Source organism: Amycolatopsis dongchuanensis (assembly GCF_039542405.1).
Classification (GTDB): Bacteria; Actinomycetota; Actinomycetes; order Mycobacteriales; family Pseudonocardiaceae; genus Amycolatopsis_E; species Amycolatopsis_E sacchari.
The window spans coordinates 14,546-38,995 of record NZ_BAABIB010000079.1 but is presented as its reverse complement, the minus strand read 5'-3'; the positions used below and the strand labels follow the sequence as shown (position 1 = coordinate 38,995).

The window sequence follows — 24,450 nt, the reverse complement described above, 5'->3', positions numbered from 1 at the left end:
GGATGCCCCCCGTTCCCCGTTCAAGTTTCTTACAATGTGACTCCTGCCACTGGGCTCCATGCTGGGAGACACACGTGGCGATGAGAGAGGTGAGCATGTCCAGCCGACTCGCATGGGAGGCCTTCCAGCACGGCGATGAGCCTCCTGACCTGCGCGAAGAGATCCTGACCTCGTGGCGGCGCTCGCGACTCAGCGGCGTCAGCCCGCTGGCGCAGGACTTCGAGCGCATCGAGATCGACATCGAGAGCCGCTTCGCCCGGGTCGCCATCCCCCTCATGACCGAGATGGCCGAGCTGCTGGCGGACTCCGAGACCTGCCTGGCCATGGCGAATGGGGCCGCCCACGTCCTGTGGCGCTGGGCTCCCGATTCGCGCCTGCGCCACCAGCTCGACCTGGCCGGCCTGCTGGTCGGGCACTCGTTCAACGAGGAGCTCATCGGGACCAACGCGGTCGGCACCTCGCTGGAGGTCGGCCGGACGGCCGCGGTCCGGTCCGAGGAGCACTACCGGGAGGCGTTCCACCGGTTCAACTGCGTGGCGACCCCGGTCGTCGACCCGATAACGCACCGGATCCTGGGCACCATCAACCTGACCTGGTCGCCGAACTACCAGGAATCGGCCGTCGCGCCGCTGGTGCAGAAGATGGCACGCGAGGTCCAGACCGCGCTGAAGGATGCGGCCGGGGCGCGCGAGCGCCGGCTGCTCGATGCGTTCCTCGACGCTCGCGCGCGCAGCGCCCACCCGGTCGTCGCCCTGAACAGCGAGTTGATCATCGGCAACCATCTCGCCCCGGTCCCGAACTTCCGGCACGAGGTGCTCTGGGGTCGCGTTCTCGACACGGTCGACGGCCCTGACCTCACGATAGAGGTGGCGCCGGGGTGGAGCGCGACCGTCCGCGCCATCTTCGACGGCAAGAGCCTCCTCGGTGCGCTCCTGGTCTTCGACACTCCCCAGCACGAGACGCCGGTGCCCACCGTGAGCGCGGGGCCGCCGCACGGCGCCACGGCTTCGGCGCACGCCCGGGTCCGCGAGACCGTCGGTCGCGTGGTGCGCGACGGTGGTGCCGTCGTCCTGCGTGGCGAACCCGGGGTGGGCAAGAAGCACGTGGTCGTCGACGCCCTGGGAGCCGGGGCCGAGGTCCTCGACGCCTCCGACATCGCGGCCGACGGCCCGGAGGCCTGGCTGGGTATGCTTCGCCGGTCCCTGAACCGCACGACGCCCTTGGTCGTCACCCATCTGGACAGCCTGGACCAGCGCACCGCCCGGGCGGTCGCGAGCATCCTGTCCGCGGCGGCCGAACCCCCACGGCTCGGCGCGACCGTCACGGTGGGGCGCGGGGAGCAGCCCGCGTGGCTGCTCTCGATCGTGGACGCCCTCGGCGCCACCGTCATCGACCTGGGGCCGCTCCGGAACCGCCAGGACGAGATCCAGCCGCTCGCCGACACCTTCGCCGGCGATGTGCCGCTGGCGCCGGAGACCCGGGAGGTGCTCCAGCGCTACACCTGGCCCGGCAACGTCGCGGAGTTGCGCCAAGCCGTGCGCACCGCGGTCGTGAGCTCGGACGGCACCGTGGTGAATCCGGCCCACCTGCCCGACAGCGTGCGGCTGGAGACCTGGACCAATCGTCATCTCTCGCTCATCGAGCGAGCCGAGGCGGAGGTGATCACCAGGGTGCTCACCCGCGCCAACGGGAACAAGACCGTCGCCGCGCGCGAACTGGGCGTTTCCCGTCCCACGCTGTACGCCAAGATCCGGGCGTACCGAATTTCGGTGCCCACGACCCACGTGGAGGTCGGCTAGCTCGGATGTCCGCCACGTCGTTTCCGGCGGAGCTGATGTTCACGGGACGAAGTTGGGCCCCGGGACGAAGGGATGCGCGGCGATGAAGTCCTCGTCGACGCGCACCCCGAGCCCCGGGGCATCAAGCGCCCGGACAGTACCGGGCGAGCTCGTGTCGTGCGGCGTCGAGGTCAACCGCTCACGAAAGGCGTGCTCGGGGGTGACGTCCGACTCGTAGAAGCCGGGGTTGTCGATCGCGGACAGCACGTGGACGGTCGCGGCCTGGCTGAGCCCGGTCACGGAGCTGTGCGGGCTGACCCGCACTCCGGCCGCCGATGCCAGCGCGGCGATCCTCATGAACTCGGTGACGCCACCGGTCTTCGCGACGTCGGGCTGGACCTCCCCGAGGAAGCCAGACCGGAGAACCGGCGCGAACTCGTAACGTGTGTACAGGTTCTCGCCCGCGGCGAGCCGGATCCGGGTGAGACCGGCCGCCCGCCGGTAGCTGTCTACGGCCTGTGGCGCGAACGGCTCCTCGATCCACTCGACGCCTGTCTCCTCGAAGGACGGCAATGCCCGGACCAGCTCACCCGGCGAGTAGGCCGTATTGGCGTCAACCATGATCGTGAGCCGCTCGTCGGCCGCTCGCACGGCCGAGACGCGTGCCGCATCCAGGTCGGGCCGTTCACCCACGCGGAGCTTGACCGCGCGGTATCCCCGTGCCGTGGCGGCAGCGACCTCCTCGACCAGTCGCGGCACGGGTTGCCAGCCCAGCGCGACGCCCCCGGCATAAGCCGGGAGGTCGCGCCGTGTGCCTCCGAGCATGCGGTAGAGAGGCCAGCGGGCCGCTTTGCCCCTGATGTCCCACAACGCCATGTCGAGGCCGCTCATCGCCAGCACCGTCGCCGCGCCGAGACCGTGGCTGCGCAGCTGGCCGTCGTACACCCGTCGCCAGATGCCGACGACGTCCAGCGCCGAGGCGGGAAGCACGAGGTCCGGAAGAACGGAATCGACGATCCTCGCGACCACACCCGCCGCCCGTCCGTGATGCGCTTCGCCGTACCCCACGAGGCCGCCGGCCGTTGTGACCTTCACGATCACGGCGTCGCGCTTGACGGCCCGCCCCAACGCCAGCCTCGGGCCGTCCACCAGTGGCAGGGAGATCGGGAAGGCCTCGATGGTCCGGATGTCGAGGTCAGGATCGGGGCCGCTCAAACTCGCCTCCTGGCTGCCGGATTCGTGCAGTCGGTGTCAATGGTCGACGATCAGCTGCTGAGCACGAAGCCGTCGTAGCCGTTCTCGGTGACCTCGTCCAGGATTCCCCGGTACGTCGACAGGCCACCCATGTAGAAGCGGGCGGTGGTGGGTTTGCCCTTGACGTTGTGGCCGAAAATCCACGACTCGACCTTGGGGAAGAGCGTCTGGTTCGCGATGTCCTCGCACTGCCGCATCCACCGGTCCTCGGCCGCGCCGGTCGGCTCGATCAGCGTGTGCTCACTGCGCTCCAGGAAGCCGACGGTCCGCCCGATCCAGTCGACCTGCGAGGAGATCATGGGCGGGTTGTTGCAGAAGCTGCTGTTGGGCCCGAAGATCGTGAACAGGTTGGGAAACCCGGCCACGGTCATTCCCAGGTACCCCCTCGGCGCCTCCGACCAGTGGTCGGCCAGTTTCACGCCACCACGGCCGCGGATGTCGATGGAGCGGTAGCTGCCTTCGACGGCGTCGAAACCGGTGGCGAAGATCAGCACGTCCAGGCCGATCTCGGCACCGTCGGAAAGAACCACTCCTCGCGGCGTCACCTTCACGATCGGCGTCTCCCGGACGTCGACCAGCGAGACGTTGTCGCGGTTGAAGGTCGCGTAGTAGCCGGAGTCACAGACGGGGCGCCGCGCGTAGTAGTCGGTGGGGGTGAGCTTCCGGGCTGTTTCGGGGTCGTCGACGATCTCGGCGATCTTGGTGCGGATGAAGGCCGCGGCCTCCTCGTTCGCCTCCGGGTTGGTGCCGATGTCGCTGAAGGTCCCGAACATGAAGTAGAAGCCGCCACCCTTCTGCCAGGCTTCCTCGAAGATCGCGCGGCGCTGCTCAGGAGACACGCTCATCGCCGGGATCTCCGACTCCACGAAGCCGAACCCCAGCCCCGAGTTGTAAACCGAGTTCCAGATCTCCTTGTAGTTGCTCCGGATGTCGGCGATCTCCTGCGGCTCCAGCGGCCGGTTCCGCAGTGGCACGCAGTACTGCGGTGTGCGCTGGAAGACGGTGAGCTCCCCCACCTCACTCGCGATGGCGGTGATCAGCTGGACACCGGTGGAGCCGGTGCCGACCACTCCGACGCGTTTGCCGGTGAAGTCGTGGGTCTCGGGCCACTTGCTGGTATGGATGACCTGTCCGTCGAAGGTGTCGATCCCGTCGATCTCGGGGACGTTCGCGGCCGACAGCGGTCCCAGCCCCGTCACCAGGTAGCGCGAGGTGACGGTCTGCCCCGTGCTCGTCGAGATCACCCACTGGTTCGCGGTCTCGTCGAAGCGGGCGGCGTTGACCGTCGTGTCCAGCTGGATGTCGCGCGCGAGGTCCTTCCTCTCGACGACGCTCTCCAGATAGCGCAGTACCTGGGGCTGGGTGGCATACCGGGTGGACAGATCCTGCTGCTGCAGCAGGTCGTCGTCGAAGGAGTAGGCGTAGACGTAGGTCTCGCTGTCCGAAAGCGCTCCCGGGTAACGGTTCCAGTGCCATGTGCCGCCGACGCTCGTGCCCTTCTCGAAGAGCCGGACCGAGAGCCCCAAGTGGTCGCGGAGCTTGTGGAGCGCGTACAGGCCGCTGAATCCGGCGCCCACCACGACTGCGTCGTACGAAGTACCCGACTGTGTCATCTTCATTCCGTTCTCGTTGCTGGTGCGGGTGCGTCCGCGTCGCAACGGACGCTACGAGCGGGCCGTCGCCGTGACGTGTTCCATTTCTTGACGGTGGGCCGGCACGGACCCGGTCACGCGTACCGGCGGACATCGCACTGACGCCACACGGCATCGTGCGACAGGTGCTCGCGGAACCGCGGTACGGCCCACAGAACGAAGCCGCGCTGGTCCCGCGGACACTCCATTGTGGAGAGGGGCCGGCATGGCCCGTCCGAAATGGGCGCCTCAGCTGGCCGACGCCGAAGAAATGCTCGGGAAGCTGCGCCGAGCCGAACCAGGCACACTCTGCTGACGCGGTTCATCCGCGACGGAGAGGGTACGCCAGAGCCCGTCCGATTCCTTCCCGAACGGAGCGTCGAGATGACCGCCACTGACAAGACCGACCTGATCTCCGTCATCACCACCGACCACCGCGAGGTCGAGCAGATCTTCCAGGAGCTGGAAACCGGCGAGGGCACCCCTGACCACCGCCGGCGGCTCGCCGACCACGTCATCACCGAACTGGTGCGACACTCCGTGGCCGAGGAACAGCTCATGTACCCCGCGGCCCGCCGCTACCTCGACAACGGCGACGAGCTCGCCGACCACGAACTCGAGGAACACGCGGAAGCAGAACAGGTGATGAAGCAGCTAGAGAACGTTCCCGCCGACGACCCCCGCTTCGACCAGCTGCTCGGCGATCTGATGAAGGACATCCGCCACCACATCAAGGACGAAGAAGAAGACCTCCTGCCCAAACTGCAGCAGGCCTGCAGCGCCGAGGAACTGCGCGAACTCGGCGAGAAGGTGGTCAAGGCCAAGAAGATCGCCCCCACCCGACCGCACCCTGCCGCACCCGACAAGCCCCCGGCCAACCTGATCCTCGACCCCGGCGCCGGGCTCATCGACCGCCTGCGCGACGCGCTGCGCAACCGTAACGGCTGAACCCCGTGCCGGCGCGCGAGCGGTGTGGAGCACGGTCAACGGCGCGCTGGTCCTGGTCGCCGTGACGCTGCCCGAGTACTACCGCAGCGTCGACCGGTTCGAGCTGCACAGCCGGGCGCGTCACCGTGAGCTCAACCGGGCCGCTGTTCGCGCTCGCCCCTGCCGGCCTTCCCCCGTCCACCACCGGGCAGGGCAAACCCCGGGGACGCCGTACGCCGCGTCGGGCCACACGGCGCCGGAAACCGCGTGGCCTCCGGTTCGTCCGACCGCGCGCGGTGTTGGTCGCCCTGCTCGCGACTCACGCCGGACGTGTGCCAGTCCCCTTCGCGTGCTCAGGCTGGTGCCGGCGGTCTCCACCGCTTCCATTCCGGTCATCCGGTGCCGCAATGCCGACCGGGTTGCTCGTCCTGCCCTGAGCGCGCGGCGACGTTTACCCGCCGCAGGCTCGGGTAGGCCGCCTGGACCGCTCGTCGCCGGGTGATGCGATCGTGCACATCACCACCACCAACATCTGCGGATCCGATCTGCACATGTACGAAGGCCGCACTTCGGTGGAGGAAGGCAAGATCCTCGGCCACGAGAACATGGGCGTCGTGGCGGAGGCGGGCAGCGCCGTCGGCCGCATCGAGGCCGGTGGCCGCGTCTCGGTGCCGTTCAACATCGCCTGCGGGTCCTGCCGCAACTGCGAGGCTGGCTGGGCGTCGTTCTGCCTGCGCACCAACCCCACCGAAGGCATGGACGGCGCGGCCTACGGCTACGCCAACATGGGCCCTTACGACGGCGGGCAGGCCGAATACCTCCGCGTGCCCCACGCGGACTTCAACCTGCTCCGGCTGCCGCCTGGCAACGACCACGAGAACGACTTCACCATGCTCTCCGACATCTTCCCCACCGGCTGGCACGGCGCCGAACTCGCCGGGTTGCGTCCCGGCGAGTCGGTGGTGGTGTTCGGCGCGGGGCCCGTCGGGCTGATGGCCGCGCACAGCGCGATCATCCGGGGCGCCGCCAAGGTTTTCGTGGTGGATAAGGAACCCGGACGGCTCGCGCTCGCCGAGAAGATCGGCGCGCAGCCGGTCGACTTCTCCCAGGCCGACCCGGCCCAGCAGATCCTCGACGCGACCGGCGGGAAGGGCGCCGACTGCGGCGTCGAAGCCGTGGGCTACCAGGCACACGACCCCTCAGGACAGGAGCATCCGGAACTCGTGCTGGACAAGCTCGTCGAGTCGGTGCGGTCGACGGGCGGGATCGGCGTCGTCGGCGTGTACCTGCCCCAAGACCCCGGGGCCGCGACCGAACAGGCCCAGCAGGGCCCGGATTCCCTTCCAGTACGGCACTTTGTTCAGCAAGGGTCAGCACATGGGCACCGGGCAGTACCCGGTCAAGCGCTACAACCGGCAGCTGCGCGACCTGATCGTCGCGGGCCGCGCGAACCCGTCGTTCCTCGTCTCCCACGAACTCCGCCTCGACGACGCCGCCGAAGGCTACGACAAGTTCGACCACCGCGAGAACGGCTGGACCAAGGTCCTGCTGCGGCCGTAACCGAGCAAGCTGGAAACCGTGCCCGCGCACGCCGGGGACCTCCACCGCACCGGCTGCGGCGCGATCGGCATCGCAGCCGGTAATGGTGTTGCCCGGGTTAGTGATCCTCTCTAATCTCCGCGGCATGAGCGACCTGTTCGACGCGGCGGCGATGTACGACGAAGACTACTTGCATTTCTTCGCTGCTCCCGATGGCGGAACCGGATTCCCCGGGCGAGGACCGGCCCTTCCCGCCACTGGGTTGTCGGGCGAGACGGTCGCGGAGTTGGCGTGGCGGTTGCTGGATCTGCGACCGAACCTGAGCGTGCTGGACCTCGCCTGCGGGCACGGGGATCTGGCCAATCGTCTCGCCGCGCGCGGCTGCCGGGTCACCGGTCTCGACTCCTCGGCCGTTTTCCTGGAGCGGGCCCGCGCCGACGCGGCTGCCATCGGCGTCAGCGTCGAGTACGTGGCCGGCGACATGCGCCGGATTCCGTGGACGGCACGGTTCGACCGGGTGATCAACTGGTCCACGGCGTTCGGCTATTTCGACGACACCACCAACCGCGTCGTCCTGCGGGCCATCGTCGGCGCCCTGCGGCCGGGCGGCCGGCTGGTGATGGACTTGGACAACCTCACGTCGTTTCTCGCTGCGTACACGCCCTCGCGGGTCGTGGCAGCGCGAGACGACGGTGACATGCTCGTCGACCGCTACCGCCTCGACGCGTTGACCGGGCGGTTCGAGGCTGAGCGAACGGTCCTTCGCGATGGGCGATCCCGCCGGACGTCCTTCGTCAAGCGGTTGTTCGGGTTCCCCGAGCTCCGCGACTGGCTGCTCGCAGCGGGGTTCGCCGCGGTGACCGGACACGGCGAGGACGGACGACCGCTGACGGCCGATCACAGGCGGATGATCGTTGTGGCCAGCCTGCCCTAACGGGCACCCTGCGGCGGCGGGTCGAAGACCTGTTCCAGTCTCCTCAACGAAGCCGGTGTCGCGCCGCGTCTTACGGGATGTCCTCGCCAGCTTTCTCAGGAACGGAGCAGCATGTCTGTGCATGTGTACGCGGCGGCCCGGCGGCGGGCCCGACGCTGGGGCGGGGCGGCGCTGACGCTGGTCGCCGCGGGGGCGCTGATGGCTCCTTCGCCGCCCGCCGGCGCGGCCTCGGTCCCGTCCAGGGTCGTGCTGCCCAGCCCCGATCCGACGAACCTGTCCGGCACCAGCAAACCGCTCGACCCGGCCCAGGTGCTCAACCTGCGGGTGTACCTGGCCGACCGGCCGGGTGTCGCGGCCGCCGCGACGGGCGTGTCCGATCCGGATTCGCCGCAGTACGGCCATTTCCTGACCCCGGCGCAGTTCCAGCGGACGTTCGGCCCGACGGCCGACCAGGTCGCCGCGGTGCGCGACTGGCTGACCGGCCAGGGCATCACGATCACCGCGACCACCGACCACTACCTCGGCATCACCACCACGGCCGCCACCTTCGACACGGCCTTCGCCACCCGGGTCGACGAGTACGACAGCCCGGCCCCCATCGGCAGCTCCACCTTCCGGCAGGTCGGCGTGACCGGTGATCTCACGGTCCCGGCCGAACTGGGGCCGGACATCCTCAGCATCACCGGCTTCGACGAAACGGCGCTGCCCAGGACAACCGGCTCGCCCAACGACTCCCCCACCGTCCCGGCGGCCCGCACCACCCGGACCGCGAGCGCGACGGACATCCCCTGCTCGCACTACTGGGCCGAGCACACCACGCCGATTCCCGAGGCCTTCGGCCAGACCACCGCACCCACCCCGATCTGCGGGTACACCCCGCAGCAGATGCGGCATGCCTACGGGCTGGACACCAGCCCGCAGAGCGGCAAGGGCGCCACGGTCGCCGTCGTCCTGGACGACCGCAATCCCGACATGCCCGCGGACGCCGACCGGTTCTTTGCCGACCACGACCTGCCCGGTTTCGCGCCAGGGCAGTACGTCGAGGACGACGTCAGCCCCCCGTCGTCATCCCACTGCACCAGCGATTCGGCCGCCGCCGCGTCCCACTCGAACGCGCCTGGCGGCCTGGCCGGGCAATGGATCGAGTCGGCCATCGACATCGAGGCGGTGCACCTGGCGGCGCCGGACGCGAAACTGGTCTACGTCGGCATGGACTGCACGACCTTTTCCGGGGCCGGGTCTGACTATTTTCGCCACGGCCTCGACGCGGTGACCAAGGTCGTGGACGAGCGGCTCGCGGACGTCGCCACCGGCTCGTGGGCACGGGGTGAGCAGACCTACGGGCCCGCCGACCTGCTGCCCTGGGACGAAATCCTGGAACAGGGCGCCCTGGAGGGTATCGGGTTCGACTTCTCCGCGGGCGACAGCGGTAACACGCTCTCCGGAAAACCGGTCTACGTGGCCTTCCCGGCCGACGACCCCTGGTCCACCGACGTCGGCGGGACCAGCCTGGCCCTCGGCGCGGACGGCTCGGTGATCGGGGATTACCCGTGGGGGCGGCACGTCACCCAGCCGAACGCCGACGGAACCGGGTACCAGCCTGCTCCGCCGGGCGATTTCGATGGCGGCACCGGTGGCGGGGTCAGCCCCTACTACCCGCAGCCGGACTACCAGAAACCGGTCGTGCCGACCGAGCTGAGCACGCTGGACGGCAGCCAGCGGCCCGGCCGCGCCGGACCGGACATTGCGCTGGACGCCGGTATTCCCACGCTCATCGGCTACACCGGGGCGCTCGTCGAGGGGCAGTACGACGAGGCGGCCCAGGGCAGCGGCACGAGCCTTTCGTCTCCGCTGCTGGCCGGGATGGAGGCCGACGTGATCCAGGCGGTCGGGCACCCGCTGGGTTTCGTCAACCCGCTGCTGTACCGCGCGCGGGCCACCGGGGCGTACCGCGACATCCTGCCGGTTGATCCGGCCCACCCGCCGATCGAGTACGGCTTCGAGTCACCGGCCCAGACCGACCCGATGCTGTTCACCGAAGGGGAGGACGGCGTGCTGCAGGCGACGGCCGGCTACGACGACGCCACCGGCCTGGGTGCGCCGAGCACGACGTTCATCGCCGACCTCAGCGCTGTCTGCCCCGCGCGGCGGAGGTAAGGCCGAGCCGCCCCGCCTGCCACGGCGCAACCTGTGGACGATGAGGGTCGGTGGCACAACTAGGGTTTGGGACGTGCCGTCGCCGTCGTGACCGGTGCTTCGAAGGCCACCCTCTACCGGCATTGGTCGAGCAAGCAGGAATTGTTCGTCGCCGCGGTCCGGCGGAACGTTTCCCGGGAATGGAGCGTGCCGGCGCACGGCTCCTTGCGCGAGGACGTCCTGTCCGGTCTGCGGCTCGCCGCCTCGGCGATCGACGCGAACGGCATGCTTTTGCAGTCACTCGCCGAGGCGGCCCGGCACGACCCGTTGCTGCTCGCGGAGAGCCGACGGCACATCCCCGCGCGCCACGAGCAGATGTGGACGGAGATCGTCCGGCGGTGGCGCGACGATCCGCGGCTACGGGGAACCACCGACCTCACCTGGCTCACGGAGCTCTGCGAGTCCCTGCTCATCGGCAGAGAAACCGAGTAGTTTCGCCACAAGGAAAGGGGCCGCACCATGGCCGACGGCCCCGCCGACGTCTTTCCGTCGCGCACTCGACATCCTGCTCAGCAAGGACATGACGGCCTTCCTCGACGTGTCCGCCGAGAATGCCGTGATGGAGCACCCGTTCGCCCCCGACGGCTGGCCGAAGCGCCTCGAAGGCCGCGACGAAATCTGGAGCCACATCCACAACTACCCCGACTTCCACGAGGTGCGCGACCTGGCGATCCTGGAGACCACGGACCGGAAGGTGATCATCGCCGAGTTCGTGGTGGACGGCGCCGTCACACCCACCCAGCAGCCCTACGAGGTGCGCTACGCCGACGTCGTCCGGATCCGCGACGGCAAGGGCATCACCTGGCGGGACTACTGGGATCCCACCCTCACCGCGAGCCTGGTCCCGACCGGCCTCGGTTGAGCGGGACAACCTGACGCCGGGAGCCGGAAATGGCTCAATCCGGCACCGGGGAACAAAGCCGCCCGGCCTCGCATTCGGCCGGTTCGTACTCGTATCGCACCAGCGCCCGGGCCCCCGCGGCGACCATGCCGATTCCGGCGACGCACGCCAGCCCGCCGGTCCACACCGCGCGCCGGATGCCGAGAAAACCGCCGAACACGCCCGCCCGCAAGTCGCCCAGCTGCGGGCCCGCGGAGCCGACCAGCAGTTCGATGCCCGCCAGGCGACCGCGCAAGCGGTCCGGGACGAGGTGGGTCCACAGCACACCGCGGAAGAGGTCGGCGACGAAGTGGGCCGCACCACCGAGCGCGAGCGCGCCGAGTGTCAGCGGCCACCACGGGCTGAGCCCGGCACCGGCCACCGCCACCCCCCAGGCGGCGGAGACGAGCAGCGTCGCCACGCCGTGCCGCCGGATCCGCGCCGCCCATCCGCTGGTGGCGGCCGCGAGCACACCACCGGCGGCGGTCGCGGAGAACATCAGGCCCAGCGTCCACGGCGCGCCGAGATCCGCGGCGAGGAACGCGAACAGCGCGAACGGCAGGGCCAGCGCGGTGGCCACCAGATCCACCAAGTAACTGCCCACCAGCACGGGCCGGGCCAGCGCGTACCGGACTCCCGCGGCCAGCGGGCTCAGCGACGGCGCCGACGAGTGACCGGTGACCGGCTGCGGCCGCACCCGGAGCATCAGCAGCACCGAACACGCGAACGTGACGACGTCGACGAGGTACGCGGTCGGCAGACCGAGCAGGGAGATCAGCACGCCGGCGACAGCGGAGCCGCCGATCGCGGAGATGTTGGCGCGCAGTGAGTTCAGCGCCATCGCCTCGGCCATCAGGTCGGCGGGCACCAGCCGCGGCACCATCGCGGTCAGCGCCGGTCCCTGGAGCCCCTGCACCACGGCCGCTGCGCTGACGGCCGCGTACAACGGCCAGAGCAGGGGCCGGTCCAGCAACGCGTTCACCAGCAACCCGGCCGAGAGCACCCCGAGGACCAGCTCGGTGACCACCGCCATCAGCCGCCGGTCGAGGGCGTCGGCGAGCACCCCGCCGTACAGCCCGAAGACGACCATCGGCACGAGCTCGACCGTGCCCAGCAGGCCGACCGCGAGCGGAGAGCCGGTGATCTCCTTGATCTGCACCGGGATGGCGAGCAACGTGAGCACGGTCCCGAACGAGGTGACGAACCCGGAGCACCACAGCAACCGGAAATCCCGGGAACTCCGCAGCGGTGCCGTACCGGGCAGGAGTCCTCGCAGCATGCAGTACCTCCGGATCGGCCTTCGTGGCTCGGGGAGCCGCGACCGTAGCACCGGCTGCTGGAAGCCGCCCAGTCCTTTTCCGGCCCGCACCGGAGGAGCGTTCAGAACGCTGCCGGTGCGGGCGTGTCCGTAGGACGCCAGGCCGCGCGTCGGTCCGATGAGGACCCTGCTTGCTGCTCGCCGGCCTCGCGGCGAGCCACCGCTACTACGGCGCGCTGGGGGCCGGGCCGGGCGTTACGGGCGCCGCTGACTGCCGGTCTGCTCACTGGTCCAGCTGGCGAGGAAGCCCAGGGATTCGGCAGCCGGTGTGCCGCGGGCCGCGCTGAACGGTCGTGTGCCGCCCAGCGGATCCGAAATGGGCGACTGGACCTCCGGTGCCGCCGCACCGCGTGCGCACCGTGCTCGACACCCTCGCCGAGTACGACCTGGCCTACGACGAGGCCGCGGACAACACGACCCTGCACCTGGCCGAGCGGTACACCGCCGCCAGCTTCCCGTGCGGCAGCGCCATCGTCCTGGCGCACGCGCTGATCGAGAAAGCCCCCGCGGTCGGGTTCACCGTCTACGAGGAACCTGCCTACGAGTGGATCGGCACGAGCTGCACCTACGTCGCCGACCTCGGGCTGTTCACCGTGGGCTGCGACGCCGACGGCGATCCGCTGTTCACCCAGAACCAGGTGCTGGAGCTGGACGGCAAGCCCGACGACGTCCGCCTGAAGGAACTCGGCGTATCGTGGCTGACCGCGATCGCCGACATGCCGGCCGGGCCCGTCGTCGAACCGGACCGGTTCGCCACGCACTGGAATCGCCGCCACGGCGAGGCCGTGGTCGTCGAGGGCCAGCCGCGCGGTGGCGACCTCGTTGTCCCTGCGGCTGCCACCGCCGCCGAGGTCGACGCGGCGCTGGCCGAACGGGGATTCCGCCGCGCTGACGACTGGACGCAGCTGGACGAGACCGCGCAGCTGTGGCGCACCGACGTCTATCGCCTCCCCGCGTCCTGATCCCCCCTGATCCGGGGCCGGGCGGCCCGACCGGGCTGCCGCCCGTGTCCGCCGCGCCGTCCGAGCAGGCCAGGGTCGCCAACCTGCGGCTGCCCGCTGTCGGCACGCCAGGCCCTGCAACAACTGCCCGCGCTGGGCCATCTGCTGGCGCGAGGACGTCATCGCCGCGATCCGCGCCTCGGAGAACTACACCGCCCACGCCCACCTCGCCGAGGAGGAGCTGGACCTGGTGGTGTTCCTCGGCGACTACATCTACGAAGGCGGTTCGCAGGGCGGCATCGGGCGCGGGCACCTCCCCCGCGCGAACTGCGGACACTGGCCGACTACCGGGTGCGTTTCGCCCAGTACAAGTCCGACACGAACCTCCAGGCGGCCCACGCGGCCCTCCCGTGGATCGCGGTGTTCGACGACCACGAGGTGCAGAACAACTGGGCCGGCGACCACTCCGACACCGGCATACCGCGCGGCGAGTTCCGTGCACGCCGGGCGGCGGCCTTCCAGGCGTACTACGAGCACCTGCCGTTGCGCCGCGCCCAGCGCCCCACCGGGCCGGACATCCGGATCCACCGGAGGCTGGTGCTCGGGGACCTCGTGGACTTCCACGTCCTGGACACCCGCCAGTACCGCAGCCCGGCACACACGATGCTCGGTGCCCCGCAGAAGGACTGGCTGTTCCACAACGCCCACGGCAACTTCGTCGCCGACGTGCACGCCGACTTCGACGATCCCACCTCGCCCGTGGTGGCCACCGAGTTCGTCGGCACCTCCATCAGCTCCGAAGGCGACGGGATCGACCACCCGCCGGGCGCCGCCGCACTACTGCGGGCCAACCCGCACCGGAAGTTCGACCGCGTGTCCCGGCCGCAGGCTTCGGTCTGCGTCGTCGCGAGTTTTGAACTGGAAGCCGGATGCCGGGGTGCCCAGCCACGATGAGTCGCGTCAAACCCGTGCGGTATATGGCGTTATACACTTCATCAGGTCTTCGCGCAGAGCCGGGCAGACGGCGATCGTCGCGCTCGACTCCACCGTGTGCTCGGTGCCGTCGCCGTCCAGGACGAACCCGCCCGCCTCGCGGACCAGCAGCACGCCGGCCAGCGTGTCCCACGGCAGGTTCGCCAGGATCACCGCGGCCTCCAGCCGCCCCGAAGCCACCCACGCCAGGTCGACCGCCGCCGTGCCCAGCATCCGGATCCGCTGGGCACGGCGGCCGAGGTGCTCCAGCAGCCGCAGGCGCGCCTGGTTCTTGACCTCGGCCCCTTCCCCGACCGCGAAGTCCCCGACGGCGATCATCGCGTCGGAGAGCTGGGCCGCCTGGGACGCGGAGATCCGCTCCTCCCCCGCGTACGCGCCGGAGCCCTCCACAGCGGAGTACGTCTCGCCCAGGTACGGCAGGTCGATCGCGGCGAGCACCGCACGCCGTCCGTCGACGAGCCCCAGCGAGACGCCGCACAACGGGATGCCTCGGGCGAAGTTCGCGGTGCCGTCCACCGGGTCCAGCACCCACCACGCCCCGTCCGCCGCACTCGCACCGCAGCGCGCCGAAGATGTCCCCGGTGAGGCATTCGGAGTGGACACGCACGAGCACGTCCTCACGGGACCGCACGCGGCCGTGCACGAGGGCCATGTGCTCGTGGCCGCCGTGGCGGAAGGCGACCGCGGAGAACCGGCCGCGCCGCGTCACCAGTTCGGACTCCGCGACGTCCTCGCGGGCGATGATCGGGTCGGGCATTGCTTCCCCCTGTTCCCTGTGTCCGGGCAGCTTTTCCCGGTATACACGACTGATGGACCTGTTGCCGTTCACGACGAGCGCGGAGTTCCGCGACCGGGCGAGCGGGGTGGCCGTGCTGCCGGTGGGGAGTTTCGAACAGCACGGCGACTTCCTGCCGTTGGCCACGGACACGCTGATCGCGTGCGCGCTGGCCGCGGAAATCGCCGCGGCACACCCCGTGCGGTTGTTGCCGCCCCTCACGATCTCCTGCTCCCACGAGCACGCGGCCTGGCCGGGGACCGTGAGCATCTCGGCGAAAACGCTGTACGCGGTGGTCACCGACATCGCCGATTCCTTGCGGGACAGCGGGGTTCCGCACCTGGTGCTGGTCAACGGGCACGGCGGCAACTACGTGCTCGCGAACGTGGTGCAGGAAAGCCGCGGCAGGCTCGGCCTGTTCCCCGGGCTGCCGGAGTGGGAGGCGGCGCGGGCCGCGGCCGGGCTGAGCACCACCGCGGACACCGACATGCACGCCGGGGAGCTGGAGACGTCGATCCTGCTGCACGCCTTCCCCGAGGCCGTCCGCCCCGGCTTCGAGACGGCCGACTCACCGGCCCCCGACCGCCGCCACCTGCTGACGCTCGGCGTCGCGGCGTACACGCGGTCCGGGGTGATCGGCTACCCGTCCCTGGCGTCCGCGGAGAAGGGCCGGGACGCGCTCGCGGCGCTCGCCGACGCCTTCGGCGACCACCTGGCGCTGTTCGCCTGACCTGCGGGTGAACAACACGACCACGCCCGGCAACGCGGCGACGAGGGTGAGCACGCCGTAGACCACGGCGGTCGTCACCCCCGCCGCCGCGCCGACACCGGCCGCGCCGAAGGCGACCGCGGAAAACGCTTCCCGCGGTCCATACCCGCCGATGTTCACCGGAACAGCCATCACCAGGAGCGCCAGCACGACCAGCGGCACGAGCTGGGCGACGGGCGCGGTTACCCCCGCCGCCCGCGCAGCGACGAGGTACATCGTGACGTGGCCGGCGAGCGTCACCGCCGACAGCAACGCCACTCCGGGTCCGCGCAACGCCGCCCGCGCGTCGGTCAGCGTGTCGGCCACGGCCTTGCGGACGCGGGAGGTACCGCGCCCGAACCGGACCCAGCACACCAGTGCCGCGACCAGCACCGCGACCGCGGCCCCCGCGAACCCCAATGCCTGGACCGACACGAGCCCGCCCGGTACCGCCGGGAGCACCGCCAGGGCCGCGACGAGGAGCACCGCCTGCCCGGCGAACCGTTCCAGGAACACCGCCCGCACCCCGCGCCCGACCTGCCCGGTCGCCTGGCCGTGGCTCACCGCACGGTGCACGTCGCCCAGCACCCCGGCAGGCAGCACCGCGTTGAGCAGCAGGGCGCGGTAGTAGTCCGACACGGCCGTGCCCAAACCCAACGGCAGCCCGAGGCGGCGCGAGACGAGGCACCACCGCGCCGCGCTGCACACCGTCGTCAGCACGCCCAGTCCCAGCGCGGTGAGGACGGCGGTGCCGTCGACGGCCCTGATCCCGTCGAGGAAGGCGGCCGTGCCCAGCCGCCAGGCCAGCACCCCGAGGATGCCGGCGGCCAGTATCAGCCGGAGCCAGGGCCAGAGTCTGGGGAACAAGGCGCACCACCGATCGCGAGCAGGTCGACGTGGCCGACCACGGCCTCGCTGCCGAGCCGGCGACTCAGGTATCCCGCGGCGTACGGTCGCAGCTGGGGCTGCTGTTCGCACGCCGCTTCAACCCATCCACGGAGCCACTCGCGGAAAAGTTCACCGGGGCCGAGCCGCCACGGGCTGCGCCTGCTGTGCACGACCGCGCCACGGCGCACGAACGCCTCGGTCGCGACCCGCACCGCGTCGGGCCCGAGCAGCGTCCTGCCGTCCACCGTCCGCCGCTGGTGGTCGTCGAAGGCGGCGGCGAAGCGCAGGTCCAGCGGCTCGGCGGGGCTCAGCTCGACCTCACCGGCCACCGACAACGTCAGCAACGCCGGGCAGCCCGCGCCCGTGCAGGCGTCCGCGAGCGCCTCCACCTCGTCGGCCGTGAGCAGGTCCAGCAGCGCCGACGCGGTGACGAGAGAGGCGCCCGCCAGATCCGCCGCGCGGAGCCGGGTGAGGTCACCGGCGCGCGTTTCCACCGGCACCGGGACGCTCTTCGCCGCGTGCGCGAGCAGCACGGGATCGCGGTCGTGCAGCACCCACCGCTGCGCGCGCGGCAGCAGCGGGGCGAGCCAGCGTGCCATCGACCCCGTGCCGCAGCCGAGGTCGTGGATCACCAGCGGGCCCGGCGGCAGCACCGCCAGCAGGGGTTCGACGAGTTCGGCCGCCCGCGCCGCCGCGTCCGCCTTTTCCCGCAGTGCCAGCCAGTCCGGGCTGAAACCCGGCGTCACAGCCGGGCCAGCACCGCCGCCATGCGGCGCGAGGTCTCGGTCCACGGCGCCAGCATGCCACGGCGGACGCGGGCGGCGTCGCGAAGCGACTGGCGCTTCCCCGCGTCACCGAACCACGTTCGGAGGCCGTCCGCGAGCGCCCCGGCGTCACCCGGCGGTACCACGATTCCCGCTCCCGCCAGGGTTTCCGCGATACCCGCGACGTCGGTCGCGAGCACGGGCACGCCCCGGGCGAGCGCTTCGGTCACGACCATGCCGTAGGTTTCCGCGCGCGAAGGCAGCACGACGAGATCCGCCGCGTCGTAGGCATCCTCAAGCGCCTGCCCGGTCAGGGGCCCGGCGAAGACGCACTGTTCGCCGAGCCCGTGTGCCGCGATCAGCTCCCGCACCCGCGCCACGTACACCGGATCGCGCCGGAACGGTCCGGCGAACACGCACCGCCAGCTGCCTTCGACGCTCGCCAGCGCCTCCACCAGCAGGTCCTGTCCCTTGCGAGGTGTCACCGACGCGACGCACAGCAACTGTGAGACGCCGTCGGTGCCCCGCGCGAGCGGCGCCGGGTCCACGCCCGGCTCGACGACGTGAACCTTTTCCGGCGACAGGCCGTGTTTCTCCGTGAGGTGCCGCGCCGTCCACCGGCTCGTCACGACCACGGCCGCGACCGCGTGCAGCGTCTCGCGCTCGCGCCTGTCCAAGTCCGCCGCGACGCCGGGCTCCAGCCCGGTCTCCTCGGCGAGCGGCAGGTGCACGAGCACCGCGAGCCGGAGCCGTTGTGCTTGCGGTACCACGACTTCCGGCAGTCCACATGCGACGATGCCATCCAGCAGCACGACCCCGCCGTCGGGCACCGCGGCGAGGGTGGCGGCGAGGCCCGCGGTGGACGCGGGCCTCGGCCACGAACCGGGAAGCGCTGTCTCGTGCACGCCGGGCAGGCCCTCGCAGAGGCGCCGGTCGTACCGGTTGCCGCCGCTGGGCACCGTCGCGTCGTCGACGTCACCGGGCAGCACGACGTGCACGGCGGTCACAGCGTCCGCTCGTAACTCGCCCAGGCCACGTGGGATTCGTGCAGTGTCACCGCGATCCCGGACAGCCCGCGGGCGCCCTCCCCCAGCGCCCCGGCGTGCACCCGCTCGGCCAGCCGGTCCGCGATCACCTTCGCCAGGAACTCGGTGGAGGTGTTGATCCCGCGGAAGTCCGGTTCGTCGTCGAGGTTGCGGTAGTTGAGGTCGGCGAGCACCGCCTTCAGCTCGGTGGTGGCGAGTCCGATGTCGACGACGATGTTGTCCTGGTCCAGTTCGGCGCGGCGGAAGGTCGCGTCCACGACGAACGTGGCGCCGTGCAGGCGCTGCGCGGGGCCGAAGACCTCGCCGCGGAAGCTGTGGGCGACCATGACGTGGTCGCGGACGGTGATGGCGAACATTTCACGAACCGTAGCGAATCCGGTGGCACAGCGCGGGAAGCTCACCGTCGGCGAGCCGCGGCAGCACCGAGGGCAGCTCGTCGAAACCGCTTTCCCCGGTGATCAGCACGTCGAAGGCGGGCTCGGCGAGCAGGTCGAGCGCGAGCGCCAGCCGGTCGCCGAACCTCCGCCGGGACCGGCGCGCCGGGGACACCGCCCCGACCTGGCTGGCCCGCACCGCCAGCCGCCGCGAGTGGAAGAACTCCCCCAGCGGCACGCTGACCCGCCGGTCGCCGTACCAGCTGAGTTCGATCACCTCCCCTTCCGGCGCGAGCAGCTCCAGCGACCGGACGAGCCCCGCCTCGGTGGCGCTGGCGTGCACCACGAGATCGCACTCCCCCGCCGCGTCCTCGGGCCGGACAAAGGGGATGCCGAAGGCTTCGGCGATCTCCGCCCGCGCCGGATCGGGGTCCACGAGCTGCAGCCGCACCCCGGGAAACCGCGCCAGGATCCCGGCCACGCTCGACCCGACCATGCCCGCGCCCACCACCGCGATGCGGTCGCCGACGAGCGGGGCGGCGTCCCACAACGCGTTCACCGCCGTCTCCACCGTGCCCGCGAGGATCGCGCGTTCCGGCGGCACGGTGTCGGGCACGACGGTGACCGAGGCGGCGGGGACGACGTAGTGCGTCTGGTGCGGGTACAGGCAGAACACCGTGCGCCCCAGCAGCTCCGGCTCCCCCGCCTCGACCACGCCGACGTTGAGGTAGCCGTACTTCACCGGGCCGGGGAACTCGCCCTCCTGGAACGGCGCGCGCATCACCTCGTACTGGTTCTCCGGCACCCCGCCCCGCAGCACCAGCGACTCGGTCCCGCGGCTCACGCCCGTGTAGCGCGTGCGCACCAGCACCTCACCGGGGCCCGGCTCGCCCACCTGGGCGGTCCGGATCTCCCCGCGTCCCGGCGGGTTGAACCAGAACGCCCGTGCGCTTCGTGTCATGGAAGACCTCCCAGGAAGGGGCACGATGATCACTCGGGCTCAGTACAGCACGGCCGTCGCGGCATCCGAGCAGACCGCGGCGGCGGGGGCGCAGCTGCTGCTGCTCGCCGGGCTCGCCGCGGCCGTCGGGCTGGGCCCGGCGGGCTGGCTCACCGGTGCCGCGTTCGCGGTCGTCCTGCCGGCGCTGCTCACGTCCGCGCAGCGCCGCGCCCGCGTCACCGCGCTCGGGCCGGCCGACCTGGTCACCCTCGCCCGCGCGGTGCTCGTCGGCGGGGTGACGGCGCTGGTAGCCGACCGCCTCGGCGGCGCGCAGCCGGTGGCGGTGTTCACCGCGCTCGCTTCGGTCGCGTTGCTGCTCGACGCCGTGGACGGCCAGGTCGCCCGGCGCACCAACACGGTCTCCGCGCTCGGCGCCCGGTTCGACATGGAGGTCGACGCGTTCCTGATCCTCGTGCTGAGCGTGCAGGCCGCGTTCACGCACGGCGCGTGGGTGCTGGTGATCGGCGCGATGCGCTACGGCTTCGTCGCGGCCGCGTGGGTGCTGCCGTGGCTGCGGGCGGCCCTGCCGCCGAGCCGCGCCCGCAAGACCGTCGCGGCGCTGCAGGGGATCCTGCTCGTCGTCGTGTGCTCCGGCGTGCTGCCCACGCTCGCCGGGACGGCCGTGGTCGCGGCCGCGCTCGCGCTGCTGACCTGGTCGTTCGGGCGCGACGTGCACTGGCTGTGGCGGGCTCAAAGCCAGTCGCGGCGTTTGAACAGCACGTACAACGCACCGGCGATCACCACGATCGCCGCCGTGGACACGATGAAGCCCCACCACTGGTCGTAGCCGGGGTAGGGCACGTTCTGCCCGTAGAAGCCGGTGATCGCGGTCGGCACGGCGATGATCGCGGCCCAGCCCGTCAGCTTCTTCATGATGATGTTGAGCCGGTTGCCCTGGATCGCCAGCTGGGTCTCGCGGATGGTGGTGACGAGGTCCCGCAGCGACTCGGTCCACTCCGACGCGCGGAGCACGTGGTCGTAGACGTCCTGGAAGTACGGGGTCATCGTCTCGTCCGCGAGCCCGACGTCCCGCCGCATCAGGGAGTTCACCACCTCCCGCATCGGCAGCACCACCCGCCGCAGCTTGACCAGGCTCTTGCGCAGGTGCAGCGACCGGCGCTGCATGTCCCGGTGGTCGACCTTGTCGGCGAAGACCGAGTCCTCCAGCCCCTCGATCTGGTCGTCGAGCGACTGCACGGCCTCGAAGTAGCCGTCGACGACGTAGTCGAGCAGGCCGTGCACGAGGAACCCGACCCCGCTCTTCGCGAGCTCCGCCGCCGAGTCCCAGCGGGCCACGACGGCCTCGATGTCGAAGTCCTCGGACTTGCGGACCGTCACGAGCGCGCGCTCGGTGATGAACGCGTCCACCTCGTCGGCCGCCAGCACCCCGTTCTCGAGCCGCACGCCCCACACGGTGAGGAACGAGTGCGTGTCGTAACGGTCCAGTTTGGACCGCTGGTGCTCGGACACCGCGTCCTCCACGGCCAGGCGGTGCAGGCCCAGCTCCTCGCTCACCACCGCGAGGTCGGCCTCGCCGGGCGCGCACAGGTCCAGCCAGACGGTCACGCCCGTGTCCCGCAGGTACGTCGAAAGCTCCTCCGGCGGGAAGTCCTCGGCTTCGAGGACCCCGTTGCGGTACGCGCGCGTGCGGGTCATGGACGCCAGCGTAAGGCCGCAGGCACGACCTCGTGCTTCACGGCGCGGGGTGCTCGAGGTACGGACCGGCGCGCGCCCGGAGAGGGCGGCCCCCGATGCGACCGGCGAGTGGCGCGGCGGGGTGACCGTCAGCGTGACCCGCGGCGGCGCGGCGAGCACCTCCGCAGGTGGCCGCGCAGCGCGATGCGGACCAACAGCGAGCGGCCACCGCGCCGCCCGCGCTCACGAGCGGAGCGACTCGCGGTCACGCTCTCCCCCGATCCAGGCGCCCATTGGTGATCAACTACGGCGGCGCGGGCCGGGCAACCTCGTCACTCGCCCGCGCGGGGCGCAGTCAGGAGGGCGGCCGCCAGCGCGGCGGGCCGGGCAACTCCCGCGCTCGCCCGCGCGGGGGACAGCACCTGGCGGCAAGGGTGCCCGTTCGCTTCGCCACGTGTCCCGGACAGGCAAGATCGCCGGGTTTTCCTTGCCGCTCCCCTGCCCCGGGGCCACCCTCACCCGAGTGCGAGGCGACGTCATGACCGAGGCCACCGTGGACCTCGGCGCCATCGCGCACAACACGCGTGTCTTCGCCGCCACCACGAACGCCGAGGTGATGGCGGTCGTCAAGGCCGACGGGTTCGGCCACGGCGCGCTCGCCACCGCCCGTGCCGCGCTGACCGCCGGAGCGACCTGGCTGGGCGTGGCCACCTGCGAGGAAGCCCTCCAGTTGCGCGCGGCCGGCGTCGACGCGCCGCTGCTGAGCTGGCTGCACGCCCACGACGCGGGCCTGCGTGAGGCCATCGCCGCCCAGGTAGACCTGTCGGTGTCCTCGCTCGAGCACCTCCACGCCGTGCTCGCCGACGGCCTCGTCCCGACCCTGCACCTCAAGGCGGACACCGGGCTGCACCGCAACGGCGCCGTCGCCGAGGACTGGCCCGCCCTCGTCCGCCGGGCCGCCGAGCTCGAACGGCAGGGCCGCGTCCGCGTCCGCGGCGTCTGGTCGCACCTCATCCACGGCGAGGACTCGACCGCGCCCGGGCTGTCCGCCCAGGTCGCGCGGTTCCGGGACGCGCTCGCCGTCGCCACCGGCGCCGGGCTGCGGCCCAGCGTGCGGCACCTGGCCAATTCGGTCGCCGCGCTCGGCGCGCCGGAGACGCACTACGACCTCGTCCGGCCCGGTATCGGCCTGTACGGCATCGAGCCCGACGTCAACCGCACCTACGGGCTGCGTCCCGCCATGACCCTGCGGGCGCGGCTCGTGCTGGTGAAACAGGTGCCCGCCGGGAGCGGTGTGTCCTACGAGCACGACTACCGCACGTCCTGCCCCAGTACGCTCGGCCTCGTCCCGCTCGGGTTCGCCGACGGCGTGCCCCGCTCGGCCGGGCCACGGGCCCAGGTGTGGTGCCGTGGAAGGCGCTTTCCCGTCGCAGGGCGGATCGCGATGGACCAGTTCGTCGTCGACTTCGGCGAGTTCAGCCCGCGTCCCGGCGACGAGGTCCTGGTGTTCGGGCCTGGCGGGCAGGGCGAGCCGACCGTGACGGAGTGGGCGGAGTGGGCCGGCACGATCCCCCACGAGATCTTCACCGGGATCGGCGCCCGGGTGCCGCGCCGGCACGTCGGCCTGCCGGTGCCGGCGACATCGACCGAGGAGTTGCGCAGTGGCTGACCGGATCACCCTCGCCGTGTTGTTCGGCGGGCGCAGCGGCGAGCACGAGATCTCGTGCCAGTCCGCCGCGAGCATCTTCGTCAACCTGGACCGCGGGCGTTACGACGTGCTGCCGGTCAAGATCCAGCCCAGTGGCCGCTGGACGGTCGGGCAGGACGAGCCCGCGCTCGCCGGCCGGGGTTCGGAGGACGCACTCGACTGGCTGCGCACCACGTTCCCGGAGGACACCACCGCCACCCCCGCGGCGAGCATCGCCGCCGCGCTCACCGCGATGTCGGCCGCCGACCTGGTCTTCCCCGCTCTGCACGGCCCCTACGGCGAGGACGGCACCGTCCAGTCGCTGCTGAGCCTCGCCGGCCTGCCCTACCTGGGCAACGGGGTGCTCGCGAGCGCGCTGGGCATGGACAAGGAGTTCACCAAGAAGGTGCTCACCGGCGCGGGCCTCACCGTCGCGCCGGGTGCGGTGCTGCGGCCCGGCGACGAGCTGAGCGAGGCCGACCGCGAACGGCTCGGCCTGCCCGTGTTCGTCAAACCCGCCCGCGCCGGTTCCAGCCTCGGTGTCTCCAAGGTCGCGTCCTGGGACGAGCTGCCCGCCGCGCTCGCGACCGCCCGGCTCAGCGACGGCAAGGTGCTCGTCGAGGCCGCGGTCCCCGGCCGCGAGGTCGACATCGGCGTGCTGGAGGTGCCGGGTGGCGGCCTGCGGGTCAGCCCGCCGCTGGAGATCCTCACCGGCGAGGTCTTCTTCGACTACCAGGCCAAATACGCGGACGCCTCCACGGTGCTGGACGTGCCGGCGTCGATCGACCCGGCGATCGAGGCCGCGATGGGCGAGCAGGCGCTGCGGGCCTTCCGCGCGCTCGACTGCCGTGGCCTGCTGCGCGTGGACTTCTTCGTCGGGGAGGACGGCGGCCTCGTCGTCAACGAGGTCAACACCTTCCCCGGGTTCACCAGCCACTCCCAGTACCCGGCGATGTGGGACGCGACCGGGCTGAGCTACCCGCGGCTGATCGACGCGCTGGTCGACGCCGCGCTGTGGTACCACGAGGAGTCCGCAGTGGACACCGCGACGCTGGGTCCCGCAAACCGGAACGCGCGTTTTCCATCGAACGGGCGGTAACCGGCGGCACCGGATTGCAGGGCGCCGGTCCTCGGCTGAGGAT

General features: G+C 71.3%; 21 protein-coding genes and 3 pseudogenes. 13 read left to right on the top strand and 11 right to left on the bottom strand.

Annotated elements, in window-relative coordinates; genetic code table 11:
- Nucleotides 1-95: 95 nt before the first annotated feature.
- Nucleotides 96-1,799, top strand: coding sequence for a sigma-54-dependent Fis family transcriptional regulator (locus tag ABFX51_RS21435; protein WP_091503995.1), 1,704 nt, complete (start codon nt 96-98; stop codon nt 1,797-1,799).
- A 39-nt stretch (nt 1,800-1,838) separates the two neighbouring features.
- Here the strand turns inward: ABFX51_RS21435 and ABFX51_RS21430 are convergent, their stop codons facing one another.
- Both ABFX51_RS21430 and ABFX51_RS21425 read right to left on the bottom strand, forming a co-directional pair.
- The gene (locus tag ABFX51_RS21430) at nt 1,839-2,993 is read right to left on the bottom strand and encodes a mandelate racemase/muconate lactonizing enzyme family protein (RefSeq protein ID WP_218153375.1); all 1,155 of its coding nucleotides are present in this window, start codon (nt 2,991-2,993) and stop codon (nt 1,839-1,841) included.
- Nucleotides 2,994-3,043: 50 nt separating this feature from the next.
- The gene (locus tag ABFX51_RS21425; RefSeq protein ID WP_091503993.1) at nt 3,044-4,651 is read right to left on the bottom strand and encodes a flavin-containing monooxygenase; all 1,608 of its coding nucleotides are present in this window, start codon (nt 4,649-4,651) and stop codon (nt 3,044-3,046) included.
- 396 nt (nt 4,652-5,047) lie between these two features.
- Here ABFX51_RS21425 and ABFX51_RS21420 point away from each other — a divergent pair, with 396 nt between their 5' ends.
- From ABFX51_RS21420 to ABFX51_RS21395, 6 genes and pseudogenes are all read left to right on the top strand, one after another.
- Nucleotides 5,048-5,611 (top strand): hemerythrin domain-containing protein, encoded by a 564-nt coding sequence (locus ABFX51_RS21420; protein ID WP_091503992.1) that lies wholly within the window; start codon nt 5,048-5,050, stop codon nt 5,609-5,611.
- A gap of 458 nt (nt 5,612-6,069) precedes the next feature.
- Nucleotides 6,070-7,150: pseudogene (locus ABFX51_RS21415) on the top strand (glutathione-independent formaldehyde dehydrogenase).
- Nucleotides 7,151-7,274: 124 nt separating this feature from the next.
- Nucleotides 7,275-8,063, top strand: coding sequence for an SAM-dependent methyltransferase (locus ABFX51_RS21410; protein WP_091504313.1), 789 nt, complete (start codon nt 7,275-7,277; stop codon nt 8,061-8,063).
- Nucleotides 8,064-8,174: 111 nt separating this feature from the next.
- Complete coding sequence (locus tag ABFX51_RS21405; protein WP_091503991.1) at nt 8,175-10,220, top strand: S53 family peptidase; 2,046 nt, start codon at nt 8,175-8,177, stop codon at nt 10,218-10,220.
- Between the two features lie 66 nt (nt 10,221-10,286).
- Complete coding sequence (locus ABFX51_RS21400; RefSeq protein WP_091503990.1) at nt 10,287-10,691, top strand: TetR family transcriptional regulator; 405 nt, start codon at nt 10,287-10,289, stop codon at nt 10,689-10,691.
- An 88-nt stretch (nt 10,692-10,779) separates the two neighbouring features.
- Complete coding sequence (locus tag ABFX51_RS21395; RefSeq protein ID WP_091503989.1) at nt 10,780-11,121, top strand: nuclear transport factor 2 family protein; 342 nt, start codon at nt 10,780-10,782, stop codon at nt 11,119-11,121.
- Nucleotides 11,122-11,155: 34 nt separating this feature from the next.
- Here ABFX51_RS21395 and ABFX51_RS21390 read toward each other — a convergent pair whose 3' ends face one another.
- Nucleotides 11,156-12,418: an MFS transporter gene (locus tag ABFX51_RS21390; protein WP_346054723.1), complete on the bottom strand. Its 1,263-nt coding sequence runs from the start codon at nt 12,416-12,418 to the stop codon at nt 11,156-11,158.
- A gap of 374 nt (nt 12,419-12,792) precedes the next feature.
- Between ABFX51_RS21390 and ABFX51_RS21385 the strand changes: the two genes are divergently transcribed.
- Together ABFX51_RS21385 and ABFX51_RS21380 are read left to right on the top strand one after the other, a co-directional pair.
- Nucleotides 12,793-13,419 (top strand): hypothetical protein, encoded by a 627-nt coding sequence (locus ABFX51_RS21385; RefSeq protein ID WP_091503988.1) that lies wholly within the window; start codon nt 12,793-12,795, stop codon nt 13,417-13,419.
- 330 nt (nt 13,420-13,749) lie between these two features.
- Nucleotides 13,750-14,352 carry an alkaline phosphatase D family protein gene (locus ABFX51_RS21380; RefSeq protein WP_245782845.1) on the top strand — a complete coding sequence of 201 codons (603 nt, stop codon included), beginning with the start codon at nt 13,750-13,752 and terminating at the stop codon, nt 14,350-14,352.
- A gap of 6 nt (nt 14,353-14,358) precedes the next feature.
- Here ABFX51_RS21380 and ABFX51_RS21375 read toward each other — a convergent pair whose 3' ends face one another.
- Both ABFX51_RS21375 and ABFX51_RS21370 read right to left on the bottom strand, forming a co-directional pair.
- Nucleotides 14,359-14,994 carry an inositol monophosphatase family protein gene (locus ABFX51_RS21375; protein WP_346054722.1) on the bottom strand — a complete coding sequence of 212 codons (636 nt, stop codon included), beginning with the start codon at nt 14,992-14,994 and terminating at the stop codon, nt 14,359-14,361.
- Between the two features lies 1 nt (nt 14,995).
- Nucleotides 14,996-15,148 (bottom strand): annotated as a pseudogene (locus tag ABFX51_RS21370) (GTP cyclohydrolase II); the annotation flags it as partial.
- A 52-nt stretch (nt 15,149-15,200) separates the two neighbouring features.
- Between ABFX51_RS21370 and ABFX51_RS21365 the strand changes: the two are divergent.
- The gene (locus tag ABFX51_RS21365; protein ID WP_346054721.1) at nt 15,201-15,896 is read left to right on the top strand and encodes a creatininase family protein; all 696 of its coding nucleotides are present in this window, start codon (nt 15,201-15,203) and stop codon (nt 15,894-15,896) included.
- Nucleotides 15,897-15,983: 87 nt separating this feature from the next.
- Here the strand turns inward: ABFX51_RS21365 and ABFX51_RS21360 are convergent.
- From ABFX51_RS21360 to ABFX51_RS21340, 5 genes and pseudogenes are all read right to left on the bottom strand, one after another.
- Nucleotides 15,984-16,724, bottom strand: a pseudogene (locus ABFX51_RS21360) (lysylphosphatidylglycerol synthase domain-containing protein); the annotation flags it as partial.
- Nucleotides 16,725-16,747: 23 nt separating this feature from the next.
- Nucleotides 16,748-17,548: a methyltransferase domain-containing protein gene (locus ABFX51_RS21355; protein WP_346054720.1), complete on the bottom strand. Its 801-nt coding sequence runs from the start codon at nt 17,546-17,548 to the stop codon at nt 16,748-16,750.
- Entirely contained in the window at nt 17,545-18,573 is a 1,029-nt protein-coding gene (locus tag ABFX51_RS21350; RefSeq protein ID WP_346054719.1) for a glycosyltransferase family 4 protein, read from the bottom strand. Before ABFX51_RS21350 ends, ABFX51_RS21355 begins: the two co-directional genes overlap by 4 nt.
- On the bottom strand, nt 18,570-18,968 hold the full coding sequence (locus ABFX51_RS21345) for a 6-pyruvoyl trahydropterin synthase family protein (protein ID WP_091503982.1): 399 nt from the start codon (nt 18,966-18,968) through the stop codon (nt 18,570-18,572). The genes ABFX51_RS21350 and ABFX51_RS21345 overlap by 4 nt, the downstream gene beginning before the upstream one ends.
- Nucleotide 18,969: 1 nt before the next feature.
- Entirely contained in the window at nt 18,970-19,947 is a 978-nt protein-coding gene (locus tag ABFX51_RS21340) for a zinc-dependent alcohol dehydrogenase (protein ID WP_346054718.1), read from the bottom strand.
- 25 nt (nt 19,948-19,972) lie between these two features.
- On the opposite strand from ABFX51_RS21340, the gene ABFX51_RS21335 reads away from it, so the two are divergent.
- Nucleotides 19,973-20,773 carry a CDP-alcohol phosphatidyltransferase family protein gene (locus ABFX51_RS21335; protein ID WP_346054717.1) on the top strand — a complete coding sequence of 267 codons (801 nt, stop codon included), beginning with the start codon at nt 19,973-19,975 and terminating at the stop codon, nt 20,771-20,773.
- Here the strand turns inward: ABFX51_RS21335 and ABFX51_RS21330 are convergent.
- The gene (locus ABFX51_RS21330; RefSeq protein ID WP_346054716.1) at nt 20,677-21,642 is read right to left on the bottom strand and encodes a magnesium transporter CorA family protein; all 966 of its coding nucleotides are present in this window, start codon (nt 21,640-21,642) and stop codon (nt 20,677-20,679) included. The genes ABFX51_RS21335 and ABFX51_RS21330 overlap by 97 nt on opposite strands.
- A gap of 502 nt (nt 21,643-22,144) precedes the next feature.
- Between ABFX51_RS21330 and alr the strand changes: the two genes are divergently transcribed.
- Both alr and ABFX51_RS21320 read left to right on the top strand, forming a co-directional pair.
- On the top strand, nt 22,145-23,290 hold the full coding sequence (alr, locus tag ABFX51_RS21325; protein WP_346054715.1) for an alanine racemase: 1,146 nt from the start codon (nt 22,145-22,147) through the stop codon (nt 23,288-23,290).
- Nucleotides 23,283-24,407, top strand: coding sequence for a D-alanine--D-alanine ligase family protein (locus tag ABFX51_RS21320; protein ID WP_346054714.1), 1,125 nt, complete (start codon nt 23,283-23,285; stop codon nt 24,405-24,407). The genes alr and ABFX51_RS21320 overlap by 8 nt, the downstream gene beginning before the upstream one ends.
- Nucleotides 24,408-24,450 lie beyond the last annotated feature (43 nt).

Excerpts from the sequence above, each read along its gene's own strand:
- ABFX51_RS21405 (WP_091503991.1), top strand. The coding sequence starts at position 8,175 with ATGTCTGTGCATGTGTACGCGGCGGCCCGGCGGCGGGCCCGACGCTGG.
- ABFX51_RS21390 (WP_346054723.1), bottom strand. The coding sequence starts at position 12,418 with ATGCTGCGAGGACTCCTGCCCGGTACGGCACCGCTGCGGAGTTCCCGG.
- ABFX51_RS21410 (WP_091504313.1), top strand. The coding sequence starts at position 7,275 with ATGAGCGACCTGTTCGACGCGGCGGCGATGTACGACGAAGACTACTTG.
- ABFX51_RS21345 (WP_091503982.1), bottom strand. The coding sequence starts at position 18,968 with ATGTTCGCCATCACCGTCCGCGACCACGTCATGGTCGCCCACAGCTTC.
- ABFX51_RS21340 (WP_346054718.1), bottom strand. The coding sequence starts at position 19,947 with ATGACACGAAGCGCACGGGCGTTCTGGTTCAACCCGCCGGGACGCGGG.
- ABFX51_RS21395 (WP_091503989.1), top strand. The coding sequence starts at position 10,780 with ATGACGGCCTTCCTCGACGTGTCCGCCGAGAATGCCGTGATGGAGCAC.
- ABFX51_RS21435 (WP_091503995.1), top strand. The coding sequence starts at position 96 with ATGTCCAGCCGACTCGCATGGGAGGCCTTCCAGCACGGCGATGAGCCT.
- ABFX51_RS21420 (WP_091503992.1), top strand. The coding sequence starts at position 5,048 with ATGACCGCCACTGACAAGACCGACCTGATCTCCGTCATCACCACCGAC.
- ABFX51_RS21365 (WP_346054721.1), top strand. The coding sequence starts at position 15,201 with ATGGACCTGTTGCCGTTCACGACGAGCGCGGAGTTCCGCGACCGGGCG.
- ABFX51_RS21330 (WP_346054716.1), bottom strand. The coding sequence starts at position 21,642 with ATGACCCGCACGCGCGCGTACCGCAACGGGGTCCTCGAAGCCGAGGAC.
- ABFX51_RS21335 (WP_346054717.1), top strand. The coding sequence starts at position 19,973 with ATGATCACTCGGGCTCAGTACAGCACGGCCGTCGCGGCATCCGAGCAG.
- ABFX51_RS21425 (WP_091503993.1), bottom strand. The coding sequence starts at position 4,651 with ATGAAGATGACACAGTCGGGTACTTCGTACGACGCAGTCGTGGTGGGC.